The organism is Streptomyces sp. NPDC046977, from assembly GCF_040644455.1.
In the GTDB taxonomy this organism is placed as follows: domain Bacteria; phylum Actinomycetota; class Actinomycetes; order Streptomycetales; family Streptomycetaceae; genus Actinacidiphila.
This window is the reverse complement of record NZ_JBEYWO010000018.1, coordinates 84,210-98,191: the sequence shown is the minus strand read 5'-3', so window position 1 is coordinate 98,191 and position 13,982 is coordinate 84,210. Positions and strand designations below refer to the sequence as shown.

Here is a 13,982-nt window from a genome sequence, read left to right as displayed (position 1 = left end):
CGTCTCGCCCCTCAGACCGCCCGCAGCAGCAGCACCGTCCGCCCGGGCACCGTCAGGACGTCGCCGGCGCGGTACCGGGTGCCCGGTGCCTGCTCCTGGTCCTCGCGCGAGGTGTCCAGCAGCAGTTCGTACCCCGCCGCCCACGGAGCGCCCGGCAGGGTGAAGCGGACGGGGCGGTGCGAGGCGTGCAGCACGGCCAGGAAGCTGTCGTCCCGCACCGGCTGCCCCCGCTGGTCGCGGTGCGGGATGTCCGCCCCGGACAGGTACATCCCGAGCGTCGAGGTCGCCTGGTGCCAGTCCCCCTCGGTCATCTCCCGTCCCCGCGGGGTGAACCAGGCCAGGTCCCGCAGCCCGTTGTCGGACTGCGGGCGGCCGGAGAAGAAGGCCCTGCGGCGCAGCACCGGGTGGCGCCTGCGCAGCCGCACCAGACGGGTGGTCAGGTCGCGCAGCGCCGCCCAGGTGGGGTCCTCCAGCAGCGACCAGTCCATCCAGCCGATCTCGTTGTCCTGGCAGTAGGCGTTGTTGTTGCCGCCCTGGGTGCGCCCCGCCTCGTCCCCGGCGGTGAGCATCGGCACCCCCGTGGACAGCAGCAAGGTGGCGAGCATGTTGCGCAGCTGCCGCCGGCGCAGCGCCGTCACCTGCGGGTCGTCGGTCTCGCCCTCGTGCCCGCAGTTCCAGGAGCGGTTGTCGTTGGTGCCGTCCCGGTTGTCCTCGCCGTTGGCCTCGTTGTGCTTGCTCTCGTAGCTCACCAGGTCGCGCAGGGTGAAGCCGTCGTGCGCGGTGATGAAGTTGACCGAGGCGTACGGGCGGCGGCCGCCCCAGGCGTACAGGTCGCTGGAGCCCGACAGCCGGTAGCCGAGGTCGCGCACGTCGTGGTGGGTGCCGCGCCAGAAGTCGCGCACCGTGTCGCGGTAGCGGTCGTTCCACTCCGTCCACAACGGCGGGAAGGCGCCCACCTGGTAGCCGCCGGAACCGACGTCCCACGGCTCGGCGATCAGCTTGACCCGGCGCAGCACCGGGTCCTGGGCGATGACGGCGAGGAAGGGGGAGAGCATGTCGACGTCGTGCATGGAGCGGGCCAGCGCCGCCGCCAGGTCGAAGCGGAAGCCGTCGACGCCCATCTCGGTGACCCAGTAGCGCAGCGAGTCGGTGATCAGCCGCAGCACCTGCGGCTGCACGACGTGCAGGGTGTTGCCGCAGCCGGTGTAGTCGGCGTAGCGCCGGGCGTCGCCCTGGAGCCGGTAGTAGCCGCGGTTGTCGATGCCCCGCAGGGACAGGGTCGGGCCCAGCTCGCTGCCCTCGGCGGTGTGGTTGTAGACGACGTCGAGGATCACCTCGATGCCCGCGTCGTGCAGCGCGCGCACCATCCGCTTGAACTCGCCGACCTGCTGCCCGCGACTCCCGGTGGCGGCGTAGCCGGCGTGCGGGGCGAAGTAGCCGACGGAGTTGTAGCCCCAGTAGTTGCGCAGGCCCCGGCGCAACAGGTGGTCCTCGTGGGCGAACTGGTGCACCGGCAGCAGCTCGACCGCCGTCACGCCGAGGCCCGCCAGGTACTCCACGGCCGCCGGGTGCGCCAGCCCCGCGTACGTGCCGCGCAGCTCGGGCGGGATGCCGGGGTGGCGCATGGTGAAGCCGCGCACGTGCAGCTCGTAGATGACGGAGTCGGCCCAGGGCGTCTTCGGCCGCCGGTCGTCCTCCCAGGAGTCGTCGTCGTCCACCACGACGCCCTTGGGGACGTGCGGCGCCGAGTCGCGGTTGTCGCGCACGGTGTCGGCGACCGCGCGCTCGGGCCAGTCGCGGACGTGCCCGTACACCTCCGGGGGCAGCGTGAAGTCACCGTCCACGGCCCGCGCGTACGGGTCGAGCAGCAGCTTGGCCGGGTTCCAGCGGGCGCCGGTCCACGGGTCCCAGCGGCCGCCCACGCGGTAGCCGTAGCGCCGGCCCGGCAGGACGCCGGGGACGAAGCCGTGCCAGATCTCATGGGTCAGTTCGGTCAGCGGGACCCGGGTCTCGGCGCCGTCGTCGTCGAACAGGCACAGCTCGACGGACTCGGCGCCGCCCGCCCACAGCGCGAAATTGGTGCCCGGCCGCCCGTCCGGGCCGAGGTGGAATCGGGCCCCCAGCGGCTGCGGGCTGCCCGGCCAGACCTCCGTCGCCGGCTCCGCCTCGGCGGCCGCCGGATCGGAGTGCGGGCGCGGGAGGGGCACGGACAGGGGAGCGATCGGGGGGCCGACCGGGCGCAGCATGCCGGCCCGCTCGGCCGTATCGTCCTGGCGCGTCTCTGACACGTGCTCGCCTCCTGCGGCTCGGGGGACGGCCGGTCCTGGCCGCGCCGGCCAGGACCGTCGCGGCACGGTGTCCCTCCCGTGCGCGCGCTGCGCCCTCCCGCTTTACTTTCCCGTTCCCCGTACGACGTCACACGCCTGATCGATCGGCGGCGCCGGCGCGTTTCCCCGCGACCGCCCGCTCGTTGACCCTGCGTGACGACTGCGGTGCGGCGCGCTGTGCGCGCGGGGGTGGGATTGACCGCCGCCATATGGCTGGGTTCGGTGCTGACGGCATGCGGTCTGGGGTTCGCGCCCGCGGAGGGCGGGGCCGCGGACCGGGCGCCGAAGGTGTCCCGGGCCCAGATCCGGATCACGCCCGGTGACGGGGCCCGCGAGGTGCGCCCCGACGATCCGTTCACCGTGGAGGCGGAGCACGGCCGGCTCACCTCCGTGCGGGTCGCCGACGGCGAGGGGGCGGCGATCGACGGCGCGCTGAACCCCGACCGCACCCGCTGGCAGCCGCGCGACCGCCTGGCGCTGTCGGCGAAGTACACCGTGGACGCGGTCGCCGTGGACGGCGACGGCCGGCGCGCCGCCAAGCACGCGGTGTTCACCACCCTCGTCCCCCGGAACACCCTGGTCGGCTACTTCACGCCCGAGGACGGCCAGACCGTGGGCACCGGGATGATCGTGTCCCTGGACTTCAACCGGCCGGTGGCCGACCGCGCAGCCGTCCAGCGCGCGATCTCCGTGACCTCCGTGCCGGCCGTCGACGTCGAGCCGCACTGGTTCGGCGACCAGCGCCTGGACTTCCGGCCCCGCTACCGCTGGCAGCCGGGCACCGCGGTCACCCTCGCGCTGCGGCTGCGCGACGTGGAGGCGGCGCACGAGGTGTACGGGGTGCAGCACAAGGACGTGCGCTTCACCGTCGGCCGCGACCAGACCAGCGTCGTCGACGCGGCCACCCACACCATGACGGTGCGCCGGGCCGGCCAGGTCTTCCGCGTCCTGCCGGTCTCGGCCGGCGCGCCCGACAACCCGACGTACAACGGGGCCATGGTCGTCTCCGAGAAGCTGCGGCTGACCCGGATGAACGGCGACACTGTCGGCTTCGGCGGCGAGTACGACATCCCCGACGTCCCGCATGCCCTGCGCCTGACCCGCTCCGGCACCTTCGTGCACGGCAGTTACTGGGCGCCGCCCGGCACCTTCGGCTCCGCGAACACCAGCCACGGCTGCGTCGGCCTGTACGACGTGAAGGGCGGCGGGGACGCCACCCCGGCGGGCTGGTTCTTCGACCACACCCTCGTCGGGGACACGGTCACGGTGGTCAACTCCCACGACCGGACCGTCGCCCCGGACAACGGTCTGGGGGGCTGGAACCTGTCCTGGCGGCAGTGGGTCTCCGGAGGCTGAACACCCGCCCTGGCAGGGCCCGGTGATCGGGACGGAACGGTGACATTACCGGGACCTGCCGGAGCGCTTTCCTGTGGTTGGCTGGCACAAGAGTGAGGGGGACTCACACGGGCACGGCCGGGCATGGGGAGAAGAGAGTTGAAGGCGATACAGGGAGCGCCGGGCGCCAAGCGCAGCACCGTGGCTCTGGCGGTGGGGGCGATGCTGCTGCTCGTGACCGCCTGCGGGGGCAGCGCGAGCGGGGACAGCAAGGACGGCGGCGACAAGACCGCCAAGCCGGGGGCGTCGGCGTCGGCGGGCGGCGGCACCGGTGACACCACCGAGTCGCAGGCGGTCGTGACGATCTCGCCGGAGGACGGCGCGGACGACGTGGCCACCACGGGCAAACTGAAGGTCACCGCGGGCAAGGGCAAGTTGACCTCGGTCGTGGTGAAGACCGCCAAGGGGGAGCAGGTCGACGGGGAGATATCCGCCGACGGCACCGGCTGGGAGCCCACGCAGACGCTGGGCGCCTCGACCAAGTACACGGTGGACGCGATAGCCAAGGACAGCTCGGGCCGCGAGTCCGCCAAGCACGCGAGCTTCACCACGGTCACCCCGAAGGACACCTTCATCGGCTTCTTCACGCCCGAGGACGGTCAGACGATCGGCACGGGCATGGAGGTCTCCCTCAACTTCAACCGCGCCATCAAGGACAAGAAGGCCGTCGAGAAGGCCATCAAGGTCACCGCGAGCCCGTCCGTCCCCGTCGCCGGCCACTGGTACGGCAACCAGCGCATCGACTTCCGCCCGGAGAAGTACTGGGCGAAGGGCACCAAGGTCACGCTGTCCCTGCGGCTGAACGGCGTCGAGGGCGCGGACGGCGTCTACGGCACCCAGGCCAAGGACGTCCACTACACGGTGGGCCGCAGCCAGGTCAGCATCGTGGACGCCGCGAAGCACACGATGAAGGTCTACCGCGACGGCAAGCTGCTGAAGACCGTCCCGATCACCTCCGGCGGCCCCGGCACCACCACGTACAACGGCAAGATGGTGATCACCGAGCGCTACCCGGTCACCCGCATGAACGGCGACACGGTGGGCTACGGCGGCGAGTACGACATCAAGGACGTGCCGCACGCCCAGCGACTGACCACCTCGGGCACCTTCATCCACGGCAACTACTGGGCCAGCCCCTCCACCTTCGGCAACGCCAACGTCAGCCACGGCTGCGTCGGTCTGCAGGACGTGCGCGGCGGCAGCAGCAGCAGCCCGTCGGGCTGGTTCTACAACAACTCGATCATCGGTGACGTGGTCGAGGTGAAGAACTCCAAGGACAAGACGGTGCAGTGGTGGAACGGGCTCAACGGCTGGAACATGCCGTGGAGCGAGTGGACCGCCGCGTCCTGACACCGGGCGCCGTGCCCGTGAGGCACGTCGCAGCGTAAACGGGCGTTCACGGATACCCTCGTCGGCCATGACAGTGAATCTCGAGGTCGACGAGGGTGTCGGCACCATTCGCCTGGACCGCCCCCCGATGAACGCGCTGGACGTCGCGACGCAGGACCGGCTCCGCGAGGTCGCCGAGGAGGCGGCCCGGCGTGACGACGTCCGCGCCGTGGTGGTCTGGGGCGGCGAGAAGGTGTTCGCGGCGGGCGCGGACATCAAGGAAATGCAGGCCATGGACTACGAGGCCATGGCCGTGCGGGCCCGCGCGCTGCAGGACTCCTTCACGGCGGTCGCCCGGATCCCCAAGCCGGTGGTCGCCGCCGTGACGGGGTACGCGCTCGGCGGCGGCTGCGAACTCGCCCTGTGCGCCGACATCCGGATCGCCGGGGAGAACGCCAAGCTCGGCCAGCCGGAGATCCTGCTCGGCCTGATCCCGGGCGCCGGCGGCACCCAGCGGCTGTCCCGGCTGGTCGGGCCGTCCAAGGCCAAGGACCTCATCTTCACCGGCCGCATGGTGGCGGCGGACGAGGCGCTGACGATCGGTCTGGTGGACAAGGTCGTCCCCGCGGAGCGGGTGTACGCCGAGGCGCGTGCCTGGGCGGAGCGCCTCGCGCGCGGCCCGGCGCTGGCGCTGCGCGCCGCGAAGGAGGCGGTGGACGCCGGCCTGGAGACCGATCTGGAGACCGGCCTGACGATCGAACGGAACCTTTTCGCGGGCCTGTTCGCCACCGAGGACCGCACGACGGGCATGCGCAGCTTCGTCGAGGAGGGTCCCGGCAAGGCGAAGTTCCTTTAGAACCCACCCGGTTGAGTGACCGCCGGAACCGGCCCGGTCGCCTTAAGGCAACCTTAAGCAGACCTTAAGGCGACCTGTGCCGGACGGGTGGACGGGCCGTCGCCGGGGCACGGTTCCCGCAGGTGAAAGGTGTTGCGCGAGATCCATTTTTGCCCTTGACATATGTCAAAACGGCTACACGGAACATCCCATTCCGCCCCGTCAATTCCCCCGATCCGCCCCGAACCGCCGCCCGGGGCGGTCATCATGAGGGCATGGCGGGGCAGCAGGGAGCATCGGAACAGCCGCAGCGGGTGACGATCCCGGCTGCGGGACGGCCGCCCGCGGCGGCCGACGAACTGGCGGCGACATCCCTCGATCTGGTGGGGAACCCGTCCGTGGACGAGGTGCGGCTCACCTCGCGCCCGGAGTCCGCGGCCACCGCCCGCCGGCTGGCGCTCTCGGTGCTGCGGCTGTGGGGCCTGCCGCAGTTCGACGACGTCGTCGAGTTACTCGTCTCGGAGCTCGTCGGCAACGCCGTGCGGCACACCGGGGCCCGTACCTTCGGCCTGCGCATGCTGCGCCGCCGCGGGTGGATCCGGGTGGAGGTGCGCGACCCGTCCCGGGCGCTGCCCTGCCTGATGCCGGTGCGGGAGATGGACATCAGCGGCCGCGGCCTGTTCCTGGTGGACAAGCTGGCGGACCGGTGGGGCGTGGATCTGCTCCCGCGCGGAAAGACCACTTGGTTCGAAATGCGCGTCATGGACCGTTGAACACAAAGTGAACTTAGCGCCTGCGTTTGCAAGGTCAGTGGCCCACCTCACGCCCACATCGTGAGGTTCAGGGTGGGGAAGGTCGTATAGTTGTGCGTAACGACCCCATTGACCCGGCTCGGTCGTTCCAGGACGTCTTGGATCACACCCCCTGGTTCCATGACGAATGAGAGGCCCCCGCCTCGCCGAACAACGGCGCACAGGGGGCCTCTTTTTGTGGGTGGTACGGGGTCGGTGCGCCGGCCGCCGCGGCGGCGGCGGGGGCGCGATCGCGCGGACACGCCGACGATCGGGTGAGCATCCCCGTCCCCGGGCCGGACCGGGGTGATCGTGAGCTTATGATCACACTGCGTATGCTGCGCCGGCTGAGCGCCGCCGCGCTTCCGCTGGGCGTCCTCGCCCTCCCGCTGTGCGCCACCGCCGACGCCGTCGCCCCCGGGCTCGCCGACACCGCCGAGTGGTGCCCCCTCGTCCCCGACCGGCTCTACGCGGCGGCGGACCCCGGTGTGGACCTCGCCAGGATGCGGCCCGGCGAGCCCGCCTGGCGCGCCAACTGCCTCGCCCTGTACCGCTCGGACGACCGGCCGCCCGCGGTCGTCTTCAAGGAGGGCCTGCGCCCGGCCGACACGCACGGCCAGTACGACCTGCGGTCCTACGCCCAGCGCGACCAGCCCGCGCCCTACGTCGCCGCGACGTACGACCGCGAGGCCTACCGCCGGCAGGGCGAGGCCTACCACTACTGGATCGACGCCCCCGGCGGCATCGACGTCAACGCCACCGTCGGCACCCGCACCGTCCGCGCGCCCCAGACGGCCGTCGCCTTCCCCGGCGGCATCGCCCGGCAGTTCGTCGTCAAGGGCTGCCCCGTGGACCCCGCGACCCGGACCGAGATCACCGCTCAGTGCGTGACCAACCCCTCCTACGCCCCCTGGCGCGGCTGGCCCGCCCCCGCCTGGACCGGCGTGCCGGAGCCGAGCGGGGGCGGCCGGCCCGCGGCGCCGTGACGGGGAAGAACGCGGGCCCCGCGGGGGACCGGGACCACAGGGCCCCGGCCCCCCGCGGGGCCCTTGTCCGACGGGCGGTCAGCCGCGCCGCAGCACCGTCGTGAGCACCGCGGCCAAAGTGGCCTCCGGGTCGTCCACGGCGTCCTCGGAGCGCCACGCGACGAAACCGTCCGGGCGGACCAGGACCGCGCCCCGCGCCGACATGCCGTGCAGGGCGGCCCAGTCCGTGTCGCCCTCGGGGGTCAGGTCCGCGTCGGCGGAGCCGCCGAGACGGTACGCGGCCAGCGGCACGCCGAGGCGCGCGCCGGCCGTGCGGGCGGCCTCGTGCCACGCCGTGCCCTCGGCGCCGTCGCCGCAGAGCAGCACCATGGAGCGCTCGTACAGGTCCAGCGTCGAGCGCCGCTCGCCGTCCGGCGTCGTCGCCCACAGGTGCGGGGCGCGCCCGCCGGGCTCGGCGACCGGGCGGAAGTCCTCCGGGACCACCGGGCGGCCGGCCTCGCCGCCGAGGAACGCGCCCTCGGGGTAGCGGTAGCCGAGGGCGACCACGAGGACGCCCTTCTGGGGGCCGCCGCCGGCCGGCGGGGCGTACCCGGGGTGGGCGTGCTCGGCGGAACGGGCCGAGGCCCGCTCGCTGGTCGCCACCGCGACCGGGCGGCGCTCGGCCTCGTAGGTCTCCAGCAGCCCGGGACCGGCCCAGCCGTCGACGACCGCCGCGAGCTTCCACGCCAGGTTGTGGGCGTCCTGGATACCGGTGTTGGAGCCGAACGCGCCGGTCGGGGACATCTCGTGGGCGGAGTCGCCGGCGAGCAGCACCCGGCCGCGGCCGTAGGAGTCGGCGACCCGCTCGGCGGCCCGCCAGGGCGCGCGCCCGGTGATCTCGACCTCCAGGTCGGGCACGCCCACCGCGGTGCGGATGTGGGCGATGAGCCGCTGGTCGGTGAAGTCCTCGATCTTCTCGCCGTGTTCGGGGTGCCAGGGGGCGTGGAAGACCCAGTTCTCCTGGTTGTCGACGGGCAGCAGCACCCCGTCGGCCTCGGGGTTGGTCAGGTAGCAGGCGATGAAGTACCGGTCGCCGACGGCGTCGGCCAGGCGCTTGGCCCGGAACGTGGCGCTGATGTTGGCGAACAGGTCGCCCCGCCCGCTGTGGCCGATGCCCAGCCGCTCGCGGATCGGGCTGCGCGGGCCGTCGGCGGCGACCAGGTAGTCCGCCCGCACCGTGCGGCGCGCGCCGGTCTCCCGGTCCAGCAGCTCCGCGGTGACACCGCTGCCGTCCTGCTCGAACGAGAGCATCTCGGTGCTGAAGGCGAGGTCGCCGCCCAGCTCGCGGGCGTACTTCAGCAGCACCGGCTCCAGGTCGTTCTGGCTGCACAGGCACCAGCCGCTCGGGCTGATCCCGGCGAGCCGGCCGCCCGGGTCGATGTCGCGGAACAGCCACTCGGCGTTGGCCGAGGTCAGCGACTCGGCCTGGAGGATGCCGTGGTTGTCGGCGAGGACCGAGGCCGCCTGCCGGATCTTCTGCTCGGCGCCCGCGGTGCGGAACACCTCCATGGTCCGCAGGTTGTTGCCGCGGCCGCGGGGGTGGATGGACGTTCCCGGGTGCTTCTCGACGAGGAGGTGCCGGATGCCGAGCCGGCCCAGGAAGACGGAAGTGGAGAGCCCTACGAGGGAGCCTCCAACGATGAGGACCGGGACCCGGTCTTCGGCCTGTGGAGTCATAGCTCCCTTGATGCCCGATAACGGAGCGTATTTACGCCCGTCACCCAATCGGATCACATATCTCGCACCGGTTGGGCCACCACAGCACGATCAATGGACGACGGACCTCGGGGTTGCTCGCTCTCGAAAGAGGTGGAATATGACACCCCTGGCCGAAAAGGTCTCGCAGTCCGCGCTCGATGGCACCCGCCTGCGCGTCGTCCTCATGCTGGATGTCGAGGACGGTGCCGAGCAGCGGTTTCTTGACGCGTATGACCAAATGTGCCGCCATGTCGCCGCCGTGCCCGGGCACGTCAGCGACCAGCTTTGCCAGTCGATCGAGAATCCCTCGCAATGGCTGATCACCAGTGAGTGGGACAGTGCGCTGCACTTCCTCGCCTGGGTGGACAGCCCGACCCATCTGGAGATGGTGCAGCCGATGCACGGCTGCGTGAAGGACACCCGCTCGCTGCGCTTCGGCGTGCTGCGGGAGACCCGTACCTCGTACGAGCCGGGTCTCCTGCAGTCGGTGCCGAGGGTCGGCGACGGGCTGAACCGACACGCCATCACCTTCACCGTGAAGCCCGGCAGCGAGTCGGTCGTCGCCGACATCCTCGCCGGCTACACCTCACCGCAGGCGCAGGTCGACGAGACCACGCGGCTGCACCGCACCTCGCTGTTCATGCACGGCAACCGTGTCGTGCGTGCGGTGGAGGTGGAGGGCGACCTGATCCGGGCGCTGCGCCACGTGGCGCGGCAGCCGGAGGTGCAGGAGGTCGAGGAGGCCATCAACCCCTACCTCGAGGCGCACCGCGACCTCAGCGACCCCAGTTCCGCACGGGAGTTCTTCGCCCGCGCGGCCCTGCCGGCCGTGCACCACGTCGCCAAGGGCGCCGACCGGCCGGAGACCCTGCGCCGGCACGCCCTGTTCTACCCCGCCAAGGACGGCTGCGGGCCCTCCGTCGCCAAGATGCTGGCCGCGCAGGACGAGCAGGCGGTCGAGGACCAGAAGGGCCCGCTCGCGCGGAGCACCGTGTACCTGCGCGAGGACATCGTCGTCCGCCTGATCGACCTGCGCATGCCGGTCGAGGAGGCACCCCTGATCGCGGTCGGGGCCGCCGGCCGGCACAAGGCGAGCGTGCTCGCCCGGCTGCTGGACGTCGGGCCCGACCTGGACGTCTCGAGCGACCTGGGTCTCAAGCGGTTCCTCAACGAGTGCGACATGCGGATGCTCACCGACCGGCGAGCCCCCGCGAACGCGCCCGCGTCCTGAACCACCCCCCACACCCGCCACCGCAACCGGCAGGTACCGGCCGGCCCCGGGTACGCCCCGGGGCCGGCCCGGCCGGAGGAGAGAAGCATGGATGACCTGCTGACGAACGACCGGAGCAACCGGGACGTTCCGTTCACCCCGACGATCGTGAATCTCGGCGACACCGCGCCCAACCGCCGTCGCGGCGGCGACCTGCGGGCGATGCTCACCCCGACCGCGGTCGGCGCCACCAGCGGTTTCATGGGCGTGGCGCTCGTGCAGCCCGGCGAGCGGATCGGTGAGCACTACCACCCGTACTCGGAGGAGTTCGTGTACGTGGAGTGCGGCTCACTGGAGGTCGACCTGGACGGGGAGCCGTGCCCGCTCCGGCCCGAGCAGGGCCTGATGATCCCCCCGTACGTCCGGCACCGGTTCCGCAACGTCGGCAGCACCGAGGCCCGGCTCGTCTTCCACCTCGGCCCGCTCGCCCCGCGCCCCGAACTCGGGCACGTGGACACGGAGGTCACGGAGGGCACCGAGCCCGCCTGGACCGCTGCGGCCGACCAGGGTCGCGATACCCACCAGGGCCCGGCGTCATGACCCGCCGGGTGGCGGTCACCGGGGCAGGTGTCGTCGCCCCCGGCGGTGTCGGGGTCCCCGCGTTCTGGGAGCTGCTGACCGCCGGCCGTACGGCGACCCGCGGGATCACGCTCTTCGACGCGACGGGTTTCCGGTCCCGCATAGCCGCCGAGGTCGACTTCGACCCCGAGGCCTGCGGACTGAGCCCCAAGGACACCGAACGCGCCGACCGGTACGTGCAGTTCGCGCTCGTCGCGGCCGCCGAGGCACTGCGCGACGCCGGACTGGACCTGGACGACGAGGACCCGTGGCGCGTCGGGGTGTCGCTCGGCACCGCCGTCGGCGGCACCACCCGGCTCGAACACGACTACATACGCGTCAGCGCCTCGGGCGCCCGCTGGGACGTCGACCCCGCCAAGGCCGGCGCCCACCTCCACCGGGCGTTCGCACCCAGCGCGCTCGCCTCCGAGATAGCCGAGCGGCACGGCGCCCGCGGGCCCGTGCAGACCGTCTCCACCGGCTGCACCTCGGGCCTGGACGCGGTCGGCTACGCCTTCCACACCATCGAGGAGGGACGCGCCGACATCGTCATCGCCGGCGCCTCGGACTCCCCGATATCCCCGATCACCGTGGCCTGCTTCGACGCCATCAAGGCCACGTCGCCCAACAACGACGACCCGGCCCACGCCTCGCGGCCCTTCGACGCCCGACGCGACGGCTTCGTCATGGGCGAGGGCGGCGCCGTCCTCATCCTGGAGGACCTGGAGCACGCCCGGGCCCGCGGGGCCCGCATCTACTGCGAGATCGGCGGCTACGCCACCTACGGCAACGCCTACCACATGACCGGTCTCACCACCGAGGGCCTGGAGATGTCCGAGGCCATCGACCGCGCCCTGGACCACGCGCGGCTCGACCGCCGGGACGTGGACTACGTCAACGCCCACGGCTCGGGCACCAAGCAGAACGACCGCCACGAGACCGCCGCGGTCAAGCGCTCGCTGGGCGAGCACGCCTACTCCACGCCCATGAGCTCCATCAAGTCCATGGTCGGCCACTCCCTCGGTGCCATCGGCGCGATCGAACTCGCCGCCTGCACCCTCGCCCTCGCCCACGGCGTGGTCCCGCCGACGGCCAACTACGAGACCCCGGACCCCGAGTGCGACCTGGACTACGTCCCGCGCACCGCCCGCGAACTCAAGCTGCGCACCGTGCTGTCCGTCGGCAGCGGTTTCGGTGGCTTCCAGTCCGCGGTGGTCCTCAACCGACCGGAGGGGAGCCAGCGATGAGAACCCAAGCGGTGGTCACCGGCATCGGCGTGGTCGCGCCGAACGGCATCGGTGCCGACGCCTTCTGGAAGGCCACCCAGGAGGGCGTCGCCGTTCTCGACTCGGTCAGCCGCGAGGGCTGCCAGGACCTTCCGCTGCGCGTCGCCGGCGAGGTGCGCGGCTTCGACGTCTCCGCGGTCGTCGAGGAGCGCTACACCGTCCAGACCGACCGATTCACCCACTTCGCGATGGCGGCGGCCGACCAGGCGGTGGCCGACTCCGGCCTGCGCCCGGACGAGGGAGCCCCGTTCGACATCGGTGTGGTGACCGCGGCCTGCTCCGGCGGCGGCGAGTTCGGCCAGCGCGAACTGCAGCACCTGTGGGGGAAGGGGCCGAGCTTCGTCGGCCCCTACCAGTCCATCGCGTGGTTCTACGCGGCGAGCACCGGCCAGATCTCCATCCGCGGCGGCTTCAAGGGCCCCTGCGGCGTCGTCGCCAGCGACGAGGCCGGCGGCCTGGACGCCATCGCGCACGCCTGCCGCAACATCACCCGCGGCACCGGCACCCGGGCGGTCGTCGTCGGTGCCGCCGAGGCGCCGCTGGCGCCGTACTCCGGCGTGTGCCAGCTCGGCTACCAGGAACTCAGCCTGGAGTCCGAGCCCGACCGGGCCTACCTGCCCTTCACCGACCGCGCCCGCGGCTTCGCCCCCGCCGAGGGCGGGGCCATGCTCGTCGTCGAGGACGCCGAGCACGCCGCCCGCCGCGGCGCCGAGGTCCGGGCCGTCGTCGCCGGGCACGGCGCCACCTTCACCGGGGCCTCCCAGTGGGAGAGGTCCCGCGAGGGCCTGGCCAGGGCGATCCGCGACGCCCTCGCCGAGGCGCGGTGCGCGCCCGAGGAGATCGACGTCGTCTTCGCCGACGCGCTCGGCACCGTCGAGGCCGACCGGGCCGAGGCGCTGGCGCTCGGCGACGCCCTCGGGCCGTGGGCCGCCCGCGTCCCCGTCACCGCTCCCAAGACCGGTACCGGCCGCGCCTATTGCGGCGCCCCGGTGCTCGACGTGGCCGCCGCCGTGCTCGCCCTGCGGCACCAGGTGGTCCCCCCGACCCCCAACGTGACCGACATCTGCCACGACCTCGATCTGGTCACCGGCCGGCCCCGCCCGGCGGACCTGCGCACCGCGCTGGTCCTCAGCCGCGGCCTCATGGGCTCCAACTCGGCCCTCGTGGTCCGGGCTTGAGGCCCGTCCCGTCCATCCAAGGAGAGTGCTCCATGTCCAAGGAACTCACGTACGGCGAACTCGCCGCTCTGATGAAGTCCAGCGCGGGCATCACCGTGGAACCGACCATGCTGGCCGGTCACCCCGACACGCCCTTCGCCGAGTACGGCCTGGACTCGCTCGGCCTGCTGGGAATCGTCGGCGCCCTGGAGAACGACCGGGGCGTGTCGATCGCCGGCGACGCCGATTCGTGCAAGACCCCCGGCGCCTTCATGGACGTCGTCAACCACTCACTCAAGGCAGGAGTCTGA

12 protein-coding genes are annotated in these 13,982 nt (G+C 72.5%); 10 read left to right on the top strand and 2 right to left on the bottom strand.

Features of this window, described 5'->3' with window-relative positions; translation table 11 throughout:
* Positions 1-11 precede the first annotated feature (11 nt).
* The gene (gene glgX, locus ABZ883_RS25260) at positions 12-2,288 is read right to left on the bottom strand and encodes a glycogen debranching protein GlgX (RefSeq protein WP_360909750.1); all 2,277 of its coding nucleotides are present in this window, start codon (positions 2,286-2,288) and stop codon (positions 12-14) included.
* 261 nt (positions 2,289-2,549) lie between these two features.
* Between glgX and ABZ883_RS25255 the strand changes: the two genes are divergently transcribed.
* The 5 genes from ABZ883_RS25255 (at position 2,550) to ABZ883_RS25235 (ending at position 7,663) form a co-directional block, all read left to right on the top strand.
* The gene (locus ABZ883_RS25255) at positions 2,550-3,683 is read left to right on the top strand and encodes an Ig-like domain-containing protein (RefSeq protein ID WP_360909946.1); all 1,134 of its coding nucleotides are present in this window, start codon (positions 2,550-2,552) and stop codon (positions 3,681-3,683) included.
* A 201-nt stretch (positions 3,684-3,884) separates the two neighbouring features.
* Positions 3,885-5,072 carry an Ig-like domain-containing protein gene (locus ABZ883_RS25250; RefSeq protein ID WP_360909944.1) on the top strand — a complete coding sequence of 396 codons (1,188 nt, stop codon included), beginning with the start codon at positions 3,885-3,887 and terminating at the stop codon, positions 5,070-5,072.
* A gap of 67 nt (positions 5,073-5,139) precedes the next feature.
* Positions 5,140-5,907: an enoyl-CoA hydratase-related protein gene (locus ABZ883_RS25245; protein WP_360909748.1), complete on the top strand. Its 768-nt coding sequence runs from the start codon at positions 5,140-5,142 to the stop codon at positions 5,905-5,907.
* Between the two features lie 254 nt (positions 5,908-6,161).
* Complete coding sequence (locus ABZ883_RS25240) at positions 6,162-6,659, top strand: ATP-binding protein (RefSeq protein WP_360909746.1); 498 nt, start codon at positions 6,162-6,164, stop codon at positions 6,657-6,659.
* Between the two features lie 338 nt (positions 6,660-6,997).
* Positions 6,998-7,663, top strand: a complete 666-nt coding sequence (locus ABZ883_RS25235) for a hypothetical protein (RefSeq protein ID WP_360909744.1) — start codon at positions 6,998-7,000, stop codon at positions 7,661-7,663.
* Between the two features lie 78 nt (positions 7,664-7,741).
* Here ABZ883_RS25235 and ABZ883_RS25230 read toward each other — a convergent pair whose 3' ends face one another.
* On the bottom strand, positions 7,742-9,379 hold the full coding sequence (locus ABZ883_RS25230; protein WP_360909742.1) for an FAD-dependent monooxygenase: 1,638 nt from the start codon (positions 9,377-9,379) through the stop codon (positions 7,742-7,744).
* A gap of 139 nt (positions 9,380-9,518) precedes the next feature.
* Here ABZ883_RS25230 and ABZ883_RS25225 point away from each other — a divergent pair, with 139 nt between their 5' ends.
* The 5 genes from ABZ883_RS25225 to ABZ883_RS25205 all read left to right on the top strand — a co-directional run bounded on the left by ABZ883_RS25225 (position 9,519) and on the right by ABZ883_RS25205 (position 13,982).
* Positions 9,519-10,631 (top strand): SchA/CurD-like domain-containing protein, encoded by a 1,113-nt coding sequence (locus tag ABZ883_RS25225; RefSeq protein ID WP_360909740.1) that lies wholly within the window; start codon positions 9,519-9,521, stop codon positions 10,629-10,631.
* An 87-nt stretch (positions 10,632-10,718) separates the two neighbouring features.
* Entirely contained in the window at positions 10,719-11,210 is a 492-nt protein-coding gene (locus tag ABZ883_RS25220; protein WP_360909738.1) for a cupin domain-containing protein, read from the top strand.
* Positions 11,207-12,475, top strand: a complete 1,269-nt coding sequence (locus ABZ883_RS25215) for a beta-ketoacyl-[acyl-carrier-protein] synthase family protein (protein ID WP_360909736.1) — start codon at positions 11,207-11,209, stop codon at positions 12,473-12,475. Before ABZ883_RS25220 ends, ABZ883_RS25215 begins: the two co-directional genes overlap by 4 nt.
* Entirely contained in the window at positions 12,472-13,692 is a 1,221-nt protein-coding gene (locus ABZ883_RS25210) for a ketosynthase chain-length factor (protein WP_360909734.1), read from the top strand. The genes ABZ883_RS25215 and ABZ883_RS25210 overlap by 4 nt, the downstream gene beginning before the upstream one ends.
* A gap of 32 nt (positions 13,693-13,724) precedes the next feature.
* Positions 13,725-13,982 (top strand): acyl carrier protein, encoded by a 258-nt coding sequence (locus tag ABZ883_RS25205; RefSeq protein WP_360909732.1) that lies wholly within the window; start codon positions 13,725-13,727, stop codon positions 13,980-13,982.